This window comes from Gluconobacter cadivus (assembly GCF_015244745.1).
Taxonomy (GTDB): domain Bacteria; phylum Pseudomonadota; class Alphaproteobacteria; order Acetobacterales; family Acetobacteraceae; genus Gluconobacter; species Gluconobacter cadivus.
The window spans coordinates 95,893-111,122 of sequence record NZ_JABCQI010000002.1; the positions used below are offsets into that span (position 1 = coordinate 95,893).

General features: G+C 59.8%; 13 protein-coding genes. 3 read left to right on the forward strand and 10 right to left on the reverse strand.

What is annotated here, in order from left to right:
* Nucleotides 1-2: 2 nt before the first annotated feature.
* Nucleotides 3-1,214 (reverse strand): efflux RND transporter periplasmic adaptor subunit, encoded by a 1,212-nt coding sequence (locus tag HKD28_RS03305; RefSeq protein ID WP_194266870.1) that lies wholly within the window; start codon nt 1,212-1,214, stop codon nt 3-5.
* Between the two features lie 114 nt (nt 1,215-1,328).
* On the opposite strand from HKD28_RS03305, the gene HKD28_RS03310 reads away from it, so the two are divergent.
* Nucleotides 1,329-2,009, forward strand: coding sequence for a TetR/AcrR family transcriptional regulator (locus HKD28_RS03310; RefSeq protein WP_235993278.1), 681 nt, complete (start codon nt 1,329-1,331; stop codon nt 2,007-2,009).
* Here the strand turns inward: HKD28_RS03310 and HKD28_RS03315 are convergent.
* Genes HKD28_RS03315 through HKD28_RS15665 form a run of 5 tightly spaced genes read right to left on the reverse strand, consistent with a single transcriptional unit; the run spans nt 2,006 to nt 7,358 of the window.
* Nucleotides 2,006-4,555, reverse strand: a complete 2,550-nt coding sequence (locus HKD28_RS03315) for a tetratricopeptide repeat protein (RefSeq protein WP_194266872.1) — start codon at nt 4,553-4,555, stop codon at nt 2,006-2,008. The genes HKD28_RS03310 and HKD28_RS03315 overlap by 4 nt on opposite strands.
* Entirely contained in the window at nt 4,552-5,274 is a 723-nt protein-coding gene (locus HKD28_RS03320) for a MotE family protein (protein ID WP_194266873.1), read from the reverse strand. Before HKD28_RS03320 ends, HKD28_RS03315 begins: the two co-directional genes overlap by 4 nt.
* Nucleotides 5,275-5,281: 7 nt before the next feature.
* Entirely contained in the window at nt 5,282-5,770 is a 489-nt protein-coding gene (locus HKD28_RS03325) for a DUF6468 domain-containing protein (protein ID WP_194266874.1), read from the reverse strand.
* 14 nt (nt 5,771-5,784) lie between these two features.
* Complete coding sequence (gene fliM / locus HKD28_RS03330; RefSeq protein WP_194266875.1) at nt 5,785-6,888, reverse strand: flagellar motor switch protein FliM; 1,104 nt, start codon at nt 6,886-6,888, stop codon at nt 5,785-5,787.
* A complete protein-coding gene (locus HKD28_RS15665; RefSeq protein ID WP_194261257.1) occupies nt 6,885-7,358 on the reverse strand; it encodes a flagellar basal body-associated FliL family protein in 474 nt (157 codons plus the stop codon). Before HKD28_RS15665 ends, fliM begins: the two co-directional genes overlap by 4 nt.
* A 63-nt stretch (nt 7,359-7,421) precedes the next feature.
* Between HKD28_RS15665 and HKD28_RS03340 the strand changes: the two genes are divergently transcribed.
* Together HKD28_RS03340 and HKD28_RS03345 are read left to right on the forward strand one after the other, a co-directional pair.
* Complete coding sequence (locus HKD28_RS03340; protein WP_194266876.1) at nt 7,422-8,645, forward strand: transglycosylase SLT domain-containing protein; 1,224 nt, start codon at nt 7,422-7,424, stop codon at nt 8,643-8,645.
* 192 nt (nt 8,646-8,837) lie between these two features.
* Nucleotides 8,838-10,256, forward strand: a complete 1,419-nt coding sequence (locus HKD28_RS03345; RefSeq protein WP_194266877.1) for an amino acid permease — start codon at nt 8,838-8,840, stop codon at nt 10,254-10,256.
* A gap of 79 nt (nt 10,257-10,335) precedes the next feature.
* On the opposite strand, the gene HKD28_RS03350 is transcribed toward HKD28_RS03345, so the two are convergent.
* The 4 genes from HKD28_RS03350 to phoU are packed head-to-tail and all read right to left on the reverse strand — an operon-like array spanning nt 10,336 to nt 15,228.
* Entirely contained in the window at nt 10,336-12,444 is a 2,109-nt protein-coding gene (locus HKD28_RS03350) for a prolyl oligopeptidase family serine peptidase (protein ID WP_328748939.1), read from the reverse strand.
* A 31-nt stretch (nt 12,445-12,475) separates the two neighbouring features.
* Entirely contained in the window at nt 12,476-13,771 is a 1,296-nt protein-coding gene (locus HKD28_RS03355; protein ID WP_328748941.1) for a sensor histidine kinase, read from the reverse strand.
* Between the two features lie 3 nt (nt 13,772-13,774).
* The gene (locus HKD28_RS03360) at nt 13,775-14,497 is read right to left on the reverse strand and encodes a response regulator (protein ID WP_099285662.1); all 723 of its coding nucleotides are present in this window, start codon (nt 14,495-14,497) and stop codon (nt 13,775-13,777) included.
* Nucleotides 14,494-15,228 (reverse strand): phosphate signaling complex protein PhoU, encoded by a 735-nt coding sequence (gene phoU / locus HKD28_RS03365; protein WP_194261254.1) that lies wholly within the window; start codon nt 15,226-15,228, stop codon nt 14,494-14,496. The genes HKD28_RS03360 and phoU overlap by 4 nt, the downstream gene beginning before the upstream one ends.
* Between the last annotated feature and the right edge of the window lie 2 nt (nt 15,229-15,230).

The following is a 15,230-nucleotide window of genomic DNA, read 5'->3' on the forward strand; positions in this document are numbered from 1 at the left end:
GGTTACTCCGCCTTTCCCGCAGGTGCTGCGGGCGGCGCTTCATGAGGCGATACTTTCGCACCCGGCTGCACTTTCTGCAGGCCGCTCACAATCACCTTTTCGCCTGCCTTCAGACCGTCCGAAACGAGCCAGGACTCGCCGACCGTCCGCAGGACCTGAATGGAACGCTGGCTGACCTTGTTCTCGTCGTCCACGACCATGACATAAGGATTGCCCTTGGCATCCCGTGCCACCGCAACCTGCGGCACCAGCATACCGTGCGGATCAATGCCTTCCTGAATGTGGGCATTCACGAACATGCCCGGCAGAAGCAGATGATCGGGGTTCGGGAAAACGGCACGCATGACGAGCGTTCCAGTCGCCGGATCCACCGTGACTTCGGAAAGCTGGAGCTTTCCACGCACCGGATATTCGGTGTTGTCTTCCAGCCGCAGACCGACCGCCGCATCCGTGCCATTCCGCTCCAGCTGCCCATCCGCCAGTTCACGCTTCAGGCGCAACATGTCGGTGGCGGCCAGATTGACGTCCACGTAAATCGGATCGAGCCGTGTCACAACCGCAACCGGCTGGGTCTGCCCGGCCGTCAGAAGCGCACCCGCCGTATAAAGCGTACGACCAATACGCCCACTGATGGGCGCACGAACATGCGTGTAATTCAGGTTGACGGCGGCTGCTTCCAGCGCTGCTTTTGCCTGTGCCACCTGCGCTTCGGCCTCACGCGCCGTTGCCAGCGTATTGTCATAGTCCTGCGAACTCACGGCATGAGCCGCCACCAGCGGACGATAGCGCTTGAGCTGCCCGTCTGCCCGCGCCGACACGGCCTGTGCGTTCAGCAGCTGCGCCTTTGCCTGATCGTAAGCGGCCTGATACGGCGCGATGTAGATCTGGAAAAGCTGCTGCCCAGCCTTGACGTCCGCACCCTGCTCGAAATCACGCGAGACAATGACACCATTCACCTGCGGACGGATCTGCGCCTGTTCGTAAGCATCCGTCCGTCCCGGCAGGGACGTCTCAAGCGTAACCGGCTGGGTCTTGAGCGTGACCACATCGACAGGCTGGGGCGGCATCTGGGGAGGGGGCGTTTTTTTCTGACACCCTGCCACCAGCAGCGGGAGCGCCAGAAGCGGCACCAGAAAACTGCCCCTCCCACCCCACGAACCGACCGGAGACAGGGCAGCAGAACAATTCAAAGACATTTTCTGAAAAGAAGGCATGATACGGCCGCTATCCTGTGATACAGAAACCCGCTAGTTTCCCGCGAGGACGGAAACTAGCGGGTTTCTTTGACAGACGTCAATTCGGTCTGTGAAATAATATCGGAGTTCATCTTGCCCAGTCAGTCGAGCAGCCAGTCCGAAGACCGGAAACAGTCCTGCTGTGGCCGCCCAGCGCAGCTCGACGAAGCGGAAAGACGCAACCGGATTCTCGACGCCGCCAGTTCGGTCCTGATCACCCATGGCTATCACGCCACGTCGATGGACAGCATCGCGTCCTGCTCGGGAATGTCTAAAAAAACTCTCTACCAGTTTTTCGACTCCAAACAGGTCCTGTTCGAAACGCTGATCCTCGAGCGGCTGTTCGCTCCCATAAACTACACGCCCGTCCCCACGGACTCTATGGAAAAACAGCTTCTGGGCCTCATGACCAGTATTGCTGCCTGCATGTTCTGTGATGAGCGTCTGAGCCTGCTGCGCTCCGTCATTACGGAAACAAGCCGCAACCCCGCTGTCCGGCAACTGGTCGCAGATCTTTTTCAGCTCTCGGGGCGCGTTCTGCCCATTCAGAACTGGATGACCATTCAGTCCGAAGCAGGCAGACTGGACATTCCCGACATCACAGAAGCCTCGGACCTCCTTTTCGGCATGACACTCGGCGGCCCGACACTGGGACGCCTCACACATTGCAAACCAAGCCGTTCAAAAGAAAAGCTCGAGGAATTCATGGCTTACGGCATCAGAGTTTTTCTCGAAGGACATCGTCCTGTCAGCCCTCCCCCGAAAGGGCATTAACCACCAGCCGAGACGGGTGGCGTCGCGGCGCCATCCTTGCTCCCTGTCAACAGACTGAAAACACCTTCAGAAGCTGTCCCTTTCATCGACGGACCAAACCGGGTCTGAAGATTTCTGAGCGTCTGCTGATCCTGCGCTCTGGACGCATCTCCGCCAATCCGAAGAATGAGAGCCTGCTGGTCAGGAGAAAGCGGCACCTTCGCCGCCTCGCCAGCCCCGGGCAGCGCGTCCAGCATGGGCGTCAGGGCCTCCACCGCCCGGGACCACTCCCCTGCCTTTTCAGCCATCTGGGCCCTCAGCGTCCAGGCTCGCGGATCCCGAATAGTGGCAAGCTCGCCCGCTGCTTCATCCGAACGATGATCGGCCAGCGCAATCTGCGCACGCAAAAGCGCAACCTCCACGGACTGACTGCTGCTCCCTCCCGGCAGAGCCAGCGCCGCATCAGGAGAGCCTTCGGCAAACGCCGAGAGATCCTGCCGTGCTGCCTTGGCATCTCCCATATCGAGTTCGAGCCTAGCCAACCGGGTCCGGACCGCCATACCCTGCGCACCACTCTGAAGGTCCACAAGTTTCCTCAGAGCATCCCGTTCCTGATCCGGCAGCCCCATGGCCTCATAACGACGCGCCAAACCATCGAGAATATCCCGCAGTAAGGGAACGTTCTCTGAAGCTCCGTTCAGCGCATCCTTCAGAAAAACGACTTCATCCATATTCTGCCTCCCGCCTGAAGGGGCAGCCTGCGCCATACGGCGGATGATATCCGTCTTCTGGAGCTCCACTTCAGCCATATCGTCAGGATAGAGGCGATTCCATTCCTGAATCGCTGCCGCAGCACCTGCGAGATTGCCACCGTTCATCAGCGCCTCAATCTGCAAAAGCCGGGCATTCTTTTCCCGACCCGCGATCCGAAGTGCCGGCAAAATGCCATCAACCTGATCGGCCACAGCCTGCGACGGCAGAGTTTTTCTATCCAATGCCTGTCGAAGCAGCGCTTCTCGCGCCACCGGCCAGACCAGGGGCGACGTTTCATGTGACAGCGCCTTCAGCTTCTCTTCTGCATCCGGGGCATTCCGGCGAGCCGCCAGAAGCGCTTTCGCGAGAGCCACCTGCGGATCATCTGGAAACTGCTCAAGAATTTTCGTCGCGTTTTCATTGCCATATCGCGCCACCCACTGGGCGGCAGACGGCATGAGACGGTCTCGCAAAGGGGCCGCATATGCCTGAAGAACAGGCAAGCCAGTCGCAATCAGGTCTGCCGTATGGCTATGGTCGCTTTCCAGCGTCCCTGATGCAGTTTGCCCAGCCCGACTGGCGGACGGCATAAGCATGCGCATCATCCCGCGCCAGAGCTGATCCTCAGGAGTACTCCCTCCATCTTCAGTCAGATAGGATGAGACTTCGCGCTGGTTAAGCACGGCCGAAATCTGTTGCAACCGGCGCGCCTCAGGTTTTTCCGCGCCTTCAGGCCAGTCCTGTAATGCCACCTGCATGACTTCACCCAGAAGCGGTCCATTCCCCGCGCGCGCTGCCGCCTGAGCAACCCGCATACGAGCCTCAAACCGGTCAGCCGACGAAGCCAGAGCGGCAGCATTCACACTCCTTCTAAGCGCCTCGCGCAGTTCTTCTGGTGCTCCGGCTCCCAGACTGACGCCACTCAGGGAGGAGCCATAGGGTTGAAGCCGGTTGGACGCCATCAAAGGAAAACTGCCCGGCCCCATCGTATCCAGAACCAGCTTTCCTGCCGCCTGACGCAATTCGATCTCGTCAGAATCAGCCGCAACCACCACACCCATCAGACTGCTTCGAACTGCAAAGCCGCTTCCCTGACGGCGCATGGGCTGTTCGATACGTCCCGATCGCGTCATTCCCAGCAGCAGCCTCCGACCCGAAGCCGGATCATCCAGTGCCACGACCTGTGGCAACCCATCCTGAACAGGCGATGTGAACGTCAATGCGTTTCCGTCCTGCCCCAGCAGCATATCAGCCTGAGGCTTTACGTCAGAAGCGATCGAAACCGTCCACCCCGCCCCCACAGGACGCAAAACCGGATCACGATCATCAGACACTCCGATGGTGATAACCGTTACATCAGGGAGAAGTCTGCTGGAGACGGACGTGAAAGGCCCGACGCCAGACAGGCCTGCTGTATCAAGAGCATGCCGCCCAGCCGCCACAAGGACGATATTCTGGCCGTTCCGAAAGGCCGCGACAGGCGTTAGTTCTCCAAGCGGCAGCCAGAGCCCGGTCGCGTCGGGAATCTGCATGGACGCTACGGGAGGCGCATTCACAACTTGAGGCCGAGGTTCGGATAGCGGAGCAGAATCGGCCGAAATCCGTTTCTCCTGCATCGCTTTTTCCGGGTGCGGGAAAAGCGGTGCAGGATCGTTCAGAAACGACCATCCAGCAGGCAACAGCTTCTCATCTGTTGCAGGACTGACATGGCCTTTCTCTGGTCCGGATTTTACACTGGACGTTCTGGTCTGCGCGGCGACTTCTCCTCCAAAGGAAGAAAAACCCAGAACTGCGGCCAGGATCGCCCTTTTCATCCGTTGCCACCCATCCGGGAGACAGGTCGTGCGTGGGAATTTGCCAAGAGCTGCGTCGCCAGAATGGCGCGCTGAGGCGACATTGCTTCCATGATGGCTGAAGCCTTGCGAGGGTTCATCCTGTTGAGGAGCGCCACACCAACGCGCAAATCAAGAATGTTGAAGATCGCAGCAGCATCTTCCGGCCTCATCGTCTGATAGATTTTGACGAGCCGATCCGCGTCATCGTTCCGCAACTGGTCCGTATGTTGTTCGCTGCTTTCGAGCGCAGTTCGGGAATTCTCCAGCGCAGTCATGCGGCGCTGGAGTTCTTCCTCAGCAGCATCAACAAGACGTTGACGGTCATTCAGAGCCGCATCCCGGCGATCCAGTTCTTTCTCCCGTGAAGCAAGTTGCTCAGCAAGAGCAGGATCAGCTGGCTGGACCAAAGACGGCACATCTGCAGGTGCAGGGCCCTTGCATCCCCCTTTGGCACACAGATCATCGGTTTTCGGAGAAGCCACAGTGGCAGAAGGAACGGTTTCAGCAGGCTTGGGAGGCTGGACCTGAGGGGGCGCCACTACGGGCGCAACAGGTTGAGGTTGAGCCATGGCGACAGTGGCCAGAGCGGACGATGGGGTGTCTGTATCGCCCATCAGATCTCCCGCAATCGCGTAAACCTTAACCCCGAGAAGAACAATCATCAGGCCGCAGGCGAGATGCAGAATACGGAAAAACATGCCCTGGTTATCCCTGCTTCTGACGCAGAGCGCGCAGAAGCTCACGCTCGGCCGCACTCTTGCTGCCACTGGGCTTCATCGTCCGCACCTCCTCCGGCTTCAGACGGAGCGCTGAACGAAACGACGTTTCCTCAGGCTTTTCTTCAACCCGAGGCGCGGCTTTAGCTGCGACACGCCCGGCTGGCAGCAGGGATTCCAACTGCTGGGCAAGAGTTTCCGAGCGGTCACAGAGCATAGCCAGGTCTCGTTTCAGGCTCTTGCCGGACTCAACCGTCTTGCCCAGAGCACGACCTACGAGTTCCGTGGTCTGACGCAGATGATCAATGCCGGACTGAGCCTGAGCACTGCTGGACTGAAGGCTGGAAATCAGGGCGTCGAGCTGGCCCCGGTCACGCCGCAGCACGGACAGGGCCCGCCCCAGATAAAGGCTGTAAAAAATAGTCACCAGAAGCAGCACTGAAAGGGCAATTTCGATCCCAAGCTGAAATCTGTCCATGAAATATGCTCCGATCAGCTATAGGATGCGGCACGATCAGTACCGGGTTTCTGGTTAAGAACTTCTTCAATCTTGACGGCCACCTGTCCCTGCTTTCGCCCGACACGCCCTTTAAAAAGAACATGTTCGCCACACCGCAGAGTGACGGGAGCGTCAGGTTTTCGGCGGAGAACCAGTTGATCTCCCGGGGCGAGCTTCATGATTTCTTTCAGACCCACGGTTTGCTCCTCCAGAACGGCATCAAGGGTCAGATCCGTTTGCCAGAGCTCCTCCGCCAGATGGCTCTCCCACATCCCGTCATGGCCGAATTTCTCCCCCATGAACTGCTGAAGCAGAATGTCCCGAACCGGCTCGAGTGTAGCGTGCGGCAGAACAACGTCCACGTCCCCGCCGCGACCTTCCATATCAATGCCGAACCGTGCCGTAATCACACCGTTCCCGGCACGGCAGATCATTGCAAAACGTGAGTTCATTTCGAGACGCTCGAAATGAAAATTGACCGCACAGAGCGGGCTGAAACTTGTTTCCAGATCATCAAGAATAATTCTGACCATAGGTTCGATCAGAGCGCGTTCAATGGCTGTGTGATGTCGACCCGTCTGTCGGGCGATCGCCGGACCATCGTTTCGGACATGGCCGCCGAGCAGCGCATCGACAATGCTGTAGATCAAAGACGAACTCAGTACGATGATACCGTAATTGTCCCATTCTTCCGCCTTGAAGACCGCGAACATGGCCTGCCCCGGAACATTTTCGAGATAGTCTCCAAAACGTTGGGAACCCAGCCGGTCCATGGACGCTTCAACATTGTCGCTTGTGAAATTCCGCAGGCTGGTGGTCAGGATCCGCGTGAAACGGTCAAAAACAACTTCGAGCATGGGCAGGCGCTCGGACGATATGCCAGACGTACTGACAACACGTTCGATTCCGCTGCTGTGCGAAGGGCCGCTGACTGCCGAATCGTTCCCAAAAAAGCTGTCGATTTCGGCTTGGCTGAGAACCTGATCGCTGCCTTGTTCAAAAGCAGAAAATCCGTTTCCGGCGAGCGGGAAAGCCGCCGCAGGTATCCCGGGATCCTGATCTGCAAACGTGGTGTCGGCCTGTCGGTCGTCGGTCACTGAACCAGCACCTCTACGAAAAAGAGATCCCTGACCCGAAGAGGCGCCACGATATTGGTGATCTGGGCCAGCATTGTTTCCCGCAAACGATAGATGCCGCTTCCGGAAAGCTCCGAGGGCTGCATCCCATGCAGGCAGGTCTGGAAAGCATCCTGAATCTGAGGCATCAGGGCGGCGACATTTTCGGCATTCTTCCCGTCTTCAACCTCCAGCCGCGCGCCGATCCGGACATATCGTGTCCGATCAGATCCGGAGTCGAGATTGGAGAGAATGGTCGGGATGGTAATGGTCGTCCATTTCACAGGCTGGGCAGCAGTCTTGGCGGCCGGGGTTGCCGCGTGATGAAAATGCTTCCATGCAAAGGCTCCACCACCCGTCAGAAGCAGGCATGCGAGCACTGCAAGGATGATGATCTTGCGCTTACCCCCCTTCTTGACCGGGGTTTCGTTTTCCGGAGTCTCCGTCGTCACCGTTTGCCTGCCTTCTCTTTCGGACAGTGCTCATCATCTGCGTAAAAGATTAACAGTGGGTTTATGATGCTCAGGAAAAGGCAAGTCTTCCTTCAGACGGGAACTATGATCCTGAGCCTCACGGCCCTTGCGGGCTGCGCGTCCCAGCGTTCTCCTTATAACCGCTATTATTCTTCAAGCGGGGCCTACCGCGCACCGGGACCGGCCGAAGATCCTTGGCGGCCTTACATCCTACAGGCCGCCAGCCGCTTCTCGATTCCGCAGGACTGGATCCGGGCCGTCATCCATCAGGAATCGGGGGGCCACCAGTTTCTGGACGGACGGCCCATCACCTCCCATTCCGGGGCCATGGGACTGATGCAGCTCATGCCACAGACCTACGCCGACATGCGTTCGCGCTATGGTTTGAGGTCGGACCCTTACGAGCCCCATGACAACATCATGGCCGGCACCGGCTATATCAGTATCCTCGCGAGAAAATACGGAGCCCCGGCCTTTCTTGCGGCCTACAATGCAGGGCCGCAGCGACTTGAGGAGTACCTTTCCGAGGGACGCCAACTCCCTAACGAAACCGTCAATTACGTTGCAAACATCACACCTCATCTGGGCACGCAGATTGCCATGACAGGCCCCTTGGCCGCCTATGCCAGCGCAGATCAGTTGAACGCCTTCCAGTCCGGAGCCTCCTATGCCGGACTGCCAGCGGCCCGGAGCACTCCTGCGCCCGTCATGACGGCCTCGCGCAGTGTCGAGCAGGTCTGGGCAAACCGACATGTCACGAGCGCTGCGGCCCAGACACCGATTGCAGAACCGATCGCCGCTCCCAGTGCCGTGCCCTGCAATCCGGACGACGCCTACGATCCGAACGTCCCTTGTGCCATCCAACCTGTTGGGACCTCTCAACTCCCTCCGCCTTCTGCCACGGTCGCGTCCCGTCCTCTCCCTGCGCCTCCCGTCATGCTGACGCCGCATACGTTTCCGGTTCAACCGACGGAATCGACCACAGTGGTCGTGGGCTATCACCGGCCAGGAAGCTATGGGTCCTGGGCCGTTCAAGTGGGGGCATTTGGCAGTATCGGACAGGCCAAATTCGCCGCAACCATGGCGCGGCAGGCGGCCTTTGCGCCGCTTCAGTCTGCCCGAATCGAAGTCCATCCCACACCAAGCCACGGCACCACGGTCTGGCGTGCGCGCCTGACAGGGATCAGCCGCGTTGGAGCCGCCGAAGCCTGCTCAACTCTTTCCGGACAGGGAATGGCCTGCATGGCCGTTCCGCCGGGGCATTGAAGGCACAGTCAGCAGCCCAGTTTCACCCATGCAATCAATCCGCGTTGGCAATGTGGCGACTTTCGCCTATGTTTCCATGCATGAGACACATAGCTGCCGCGCATGAAGCGTAGGCCCACCCGGCCTCCGCCTCTCGTCACGCCCTTTCAGCTTCACCGAACACCCTTCCAGACGACTTCTCAGGACGCGCAGATGACGACAAGCCCGGCTCCCGATCACACCCCGACCCATCAGACAGGGGCCATCAGCGAGGAAGGCTATCACAAGGATCTCGGACGCCGTCATGTCCAGATGATCGCTATCGGGGGTGCCATCGGTACAGGGCTGTTCCTTGGAGCAGGCTCACGCCTTCAGATGGCTGGACCCTCTCTTGCCATCATCTACGCAGTCTGCGGCGTTTTTTCGTTCCTGATCCTGCGCGCACTGGGCGAGCTGGTCATGTATCGCCCGACCAGCGGCAGCTTCGTGACCTATGCGCGCGAGTTCCTCGGTGAGCGTGCGGCCTATATGGCGGGCTGGCTGTCCTTCCTGAACTGGGCGATGACCGGCATCGTCGATATCACGGCCGTTGCCCTCTATATGCATTACTGGGCGGTTTTCCTGCCGATTCCGCAATGGGTTTTCGCTCTTGTAGCACTGACGATCGTCGGCACCATGAACATGATCGGTGTGCGCTACTTCGGCGAGATGGAGTTCTGGTTCTCCCTCATCAAAGTCGTAGCACTAACGCTTTTCCTGATTGCAGGCGCCCTCATTCTCGGCACGCGCATGCCGGTGGCCGGCCACACGACAGGCTTTCACCTGATTACTGAAAACGGCGGTATCTTCCCGCATGGACTGTTCTCAGCCCTCATGCTGCTTCAGGGCGTGGTGTTCGCCTATTCCGGCATCGAGCTGCTGGGGACAGCCGCAGGCGAATGCGAGGATGCCCGTGAAATCCTCCCGCGCGCTGTCAACAGTGTGATCTGGCGCATTGCCCTGTTCTATGTCGGCTCGGTTATCCTACTGGTCTGCCTGCTGCCCTGGACCGAATATCATGCTGGCACCAGCCCGTTCGTGACGTTCTTTCAGGCGCTTGGCATTCCGGGCATCGGCACCATCATGAACATCGTGGTGCTGACGGCCGCGCTTTCCAGCCTCAATTCCGGCCTGTATTCCACTGGGCGGGTCCTTCGGGCGCTGTCCCTCGGTGGGTCCGGCCCCCGGGCCCTGAGCAGGCTGAACAAAAGCTCCGTGCCTTATGTCGGTATTCTCACCACTCTGGGCGTGTATCTGGTGGGCGTGATGCTGAACTATCTCATCCCGTCCCGTGTATTTGAAATCGTCCTGAACTTTTCGGCACTGGGCATCATCAGCACGTGGGGCTTCATCCTGTTGTGCCAGCTCCGCCTGCGGGCTGCGATCAACCGTGGAGACATCATGCCGACGGGCTTCAACATGCCCGGCGCGCCTTACACGACATGGGCGACGCTGGGTTTTCTGGGCTTCGTTCTGGTCATGATGGCCTTCGACTACCCGGACGGCACGATCACGATCGGCGCCATCCCGCTGATCGGCGCCGTGCTGATCGGGGGCTGGTGCCTGCTGGATCGCAGCCGCCGCCACGGCTGACCCCGTTTTTCCGGCTTTTGGCATTAAAAAAGGGCGCTCCGCAAAGCGCCCTTTTTCATGTCCGCGTAATTGCGGAGACTTATTTCGCCTGCCCCAGTTCCGACCATAGATACGCATAGCTGAGTGCCTGCGTCTGGGCGATTTCCTTCTGGCTTGCTCCGAAACCATGACCGCCCGCAACCTGCTCCCAGTAATAATAGGGCAGTTTGAGCTCGCTCATCCGCCATGCGAAACGCCGCGCATGAACCGGGCCGACACGGTCATCCTTGGTGGTCGTCTCAATGAACGGCACAGGATATTTCACATCGGGCTTGAGGTTCTGAAGCGGCGAAATTCCGCGCAAAAACGCCTTCTGCTCAGGGATGGAGACCGTTCCATATTCCCCGACCCACGACGCACCCGCCGACATGTGTTCGTAGTTCATCATATCCAGCAACGGCACTTCAATATCAACAGCCTTCCAGAAATCCGGATGCTGCGTGAACTCCACGCCCATCAGCAGACCGCCATTGGAACCGCCCTGAATCGCCAGATGCTGCGGCGACGTCACTTTGCGGTCCATTAGGTCCTTCGCCACGGCAGCAAAGTCGTCATAAATCCGCTGGCGATTGGTCTTCAGACCCGCATCGTGCCAGGCCGGTCCGAATTCTCCACCGCCGCGGATATTCGCCAGAACATAAACTCCGCCGCGCGCCAGCCAGTTATTACCGATCCCGGCCGAATAGAACGGGAAGAGCGGCACTTCAAACCCGCCATAAGCGTAAAGAAGTGTCGGGTTGGTTCCATCCAGCGCCATGTCCCGGGGATGGACGATAAAATACGGGATGCTGGTGCCATCCTTCGAACGAACTTCCTGCTGTTCCACCGCCATCTTCGAGGCATCGAACTGCGCTGGCAGCGTATGGAGCTTCTGGACCGAAGCCGTATCGCTGTTGATCTCCCAAAGCGTGGTCGGGCTCAGAAATCCGGTCGAGACGGCATAAGCCACCGGGCTGTCTTCGTCAGTACTGGCAAGTTCAACAGACATGTTCTGCGGCAGAGGCAGATCCCGGTGCGTGAAGGTCGCCCCCGCAGGCGTGTAGATCGAAATCTTGCCCCGCACATTGTCATAGAGCGTGACGATCAGATGACCATGACTCGTGGACGCCCCCTCAATCATCTGACGGCCCGTCGGTGCCACCAGAAGTTGGGGTGCGACCGTTGCCGCAGCCGGATCGACCAGCACCACGCTACCCTGTGGGAAGGTCTGCGCCCCGACCTTCCAGTCTTCCTTAAGCTGGATCACCAGTCGGCCATTGAACAGCCCGGCAACATCCGCCTTCCGGGGAATGGCAATCTGCGTCACCTGACCGCCCCGATACAGGAACAGCTTCGACGAAAATGCATCCAGACCTTCGCGGATCAGCGTGGCCTGATGCCCTGCGCCGTCATGCAGTACTTCCGGTCCGACTTCGACGTCCTTCCGGTTTCCAGTAAAGACCGTCTGCGCCTGATCGAGAGACTGGCCGCGCTTGAGAAGCTTCACGATGTACGGGTAGGACGATTCCGTCACATCTGCAGACGTCCAGGGATAGCTGACCAGAAGCGTGTCACGGTCCAGCCAGCTCGAATCCTGCTTGGCATGCGGAAGATTGAACCCGCCTTCAACGAATTTGCCAGTCCGCAGATCGAATTCCCGCACGGTCTTGGCATCCTCGCCACCGTCGGAAAGATGAAGCAGGCAGAGATTCTGCTGGCTGTGCAGGCAGTCCACCCCACCATAGACCCAGTTGCGCTTTTCCTTCGCCGCCAGCGCATCCAGATCCAGCGCGACGGTCCATTCCGGATGATCGGTCGCATAGGAATCCGGGGTCGTCCGGCGCAGGACACCCCGCAGATGTCGGTCATCCCGCCAGAAATTATAGATCATCCCGTCGATCTGGATGGGAGAGGCGAGGCGATCATGCGTCTGAAGCAGTTTCAGGGACGTCGCATACAGGCTCTGGTAAAGCGGACCATGCCCCAGAAGGCGCAGGGTACGATCGTTCTGATCCTTCACCCAGGCCATCGCCTGCGCGCCATTAATGTCGCTCAGCCAGGCAGGAATAGTGTCGGGAACATCCGCCGCATGAAGCGGCGTGAACATGCTGCCCGTCAACAGAACGGCCAGAGCGGCCCGGTGAAAACTGCGGAAAACTGTCACAGTCACAATACCTTCTGATTGTTTCAGAAAGAAACTGTCATTCCACCAGCGAAACCGCAAGTGTCGCCCCCGCAGGGGGCAGCCAGACCAGACAGGTCGTCCCCTTGCCCGGCGCGCTCGCAATCCGCAGACGCCCACCATGCCGGTCCAGAATATGCCGCACGATAGACAGACCCAGGCCCGTCCCCTGCCCGGCTCCATCGGTCGGCGCACCAACACGATAAAAACGCTCGGTCAGGCGCGGCAGATGATGGGCCTCCATCCCACAGCCATTGTCCTCGATCCCGAGAATGACGCCCCCATCCGCAGGCCACCGATCATCGGGGATGACGGCGCGCCGGGCCGACAATGTGATGGTCAGAGGCTCGTCTTCCTTTGCACCATAGCGCAGGGCATTTTCGATCAGGTTGAGCAGCACCTGGACCATTTCGTCCTCGTCGGCCCGCACCATGAGGTCGTCTTCGATTTCGAGAGTCAGCGTGCGTCCTTCCCGCTCGAAACGCGGCGCGACCTCCCCGAGCACAACCGCCATCAGATCCGCCACATCCACCAGATCGCGCGGGCGCTGATGCTCGTGCGCCTGTACACGCGACAGATACAGAAGGCGGTCGATCAGGCGCTTTAACCGCTCGGACTGCTGACGCATGATATCGAGAAACTGCTGTCGCATGACTGGATTTTCCCCGGCCGCGCCCTGCAATGCGTCAATAAATCCGCTCAGCGACGCCAGCGGCGTACGCAGTTCGTGGCTGGCATGCGCCACAAAGTCCGTCCGCATCCGATCCGCAGCCCGCGCCTCGCTATGATCGTTCAGCACGACCAGAACACGCTTGTCCTGCCCCTTGCCGCCCGGCAGACGGCGCAGCATCAGGTGAAGCGTTCGCGGAACCGGGACATCAAGCGTGAACGTCGTCGAGCAGACAGGCGGCAAGTCACTCCGGCTGCTACTCTCCCCTATCCCGGACGGTGCCGGAACGCGCAGTGCCGCTGAGAGGGCCGAACGGGCCGCCGGATGACGCAGGATCGCGCCCACCGTTTCCCCGAACTGGGACGCCGCCTCTTCATTGACCTGCACGATCGCCCCCAGCCCATCCAGAACCACGGCACAGGCGGGCAACGGATCGACCGGCAGATCGGCCGGAGAGACAGGTTTCAGATAATCGTCAGGAGGCGAAGTCGGAACGCGCGGCTGCCGCAGCAGGAGCCAGACCGCCAGCACCCATCCCGCGAGCGCCACACAGACGAGAACCATGCCCACCTGCAAAGGCAGCGTGTCCGCTACAGGCGGAAGTCCCCCTCCCGGCAGCGCTCCGGAAAGTGCTCCCGACGGCACCCGTCAGGCGCCGTCCGTCGTCGGGCCGTCATCCAGCGCATAACCGGCCGCACGCACGGTCCGCACCAGATCCATCTCGCCCGGTCCGTTGATGGCCTTGCGCAGACGCCGGATATGGACATCGATCGTCCGGATCTCGACATGAATGTTCTGCCCCCAGATCCGGCGCAGCAGGTCCTCGCGGGAGAACACCTTGCGCGGATTGCGGATCAGCAGGTCCAGCAGGCGGTATTCCGTCGGCCCCAGAGACAGCATCCGCCCGCCACGCTCCACGCGGTGCGTTTCGGGGTCAAGCGTGATATCCGCAAAAGACAGACGGTCGTAGGAAGACTGGTGCCGTCGCAGCAGGGCGCGCAGACGCGCATCAAGCGTATCGACACTGCACGGCTTCATCAGATAATCGTCCGCACCCGTGTCCAAGCCACGGATCGCATCCTGCTCGGCCGAACGCGCCGTCAGCAACAGCACCGGCACGTCACGCAGCGCAGGATTGGCCCGGATGCGACGGCACACATCCAGTCCGGAGAGACCCGGAAGCATCCAGTCCAGCACGACGGCGTCAGGGCGGGACGTCTCAAGCGCCAGAAGCGCAGCTTCTCCATCTTCCGCCGTCTCGACGCGATAACCGCGCTGTTCGAGATTGTAGCAGGTCATCAGCAGCAGGGCAGGATCGTCCTCGACGAGAAGAACGAGCCCCTTGGCACGTGCGGGGGATGGGCTCTTCACCGAACGTCCGGCTCCTGCATCGTTTCCGTCACCGTCAGGGCGGAAGCCGGGCCACCGCGCGGACGCAGGGACGGCAGATTATCGCCCGTCACGGCGTAGAAAACGCGCTCGGCGATATTGGTCGCATGATCGCCGATCCGCTCAAGGTTCTTGGCGATGAACAACAGTTCCGTGCAGGCACGGATATTGCGGGCATCTTCCATCATGTACGTCACGAGTTCACGGAACAGAGCTGTGTAATATTCATCCACCGCACGGTCCGAGTGCCAGACTTCCATGGCCCGGTTGGAATCCTGCTGCGTAATCGCATCAATCGAACGGCGCAGGTTTTCCTGCACGAGGCGTCCCATGCTGCGTAGACCCGAGAGCGAAATCTGGTTTTCCGGCATCCGGATCCGCAGCGAACGGCGCGCGATGGAAGACGCATAATCGCCAATCCGCTCCAGGTCGCCCGTAATTTTCAGCGCTGCCACGATCTCGCGAAGATCGCCCGCCATCGGGCTTCGCAGCGCCAGAAGACGGATGGAAAGACCTTCGACCTCACGTTCGAGCTGGTCCACTTCCGGGTCCTGCCGCGCCGCTGCATCGGCGGCTTCCTCGTTACGGTCCGCAATGGCGGACAGCGCGAGGGCAACCTGATTTTCCACGATGCCGCCCATCTGCGCCATCATGGAGCGGAGCTGGCCCAGCTCCTGTTCGTAGCTTTTGACGATGTGAGATCTGTCAGCCATGA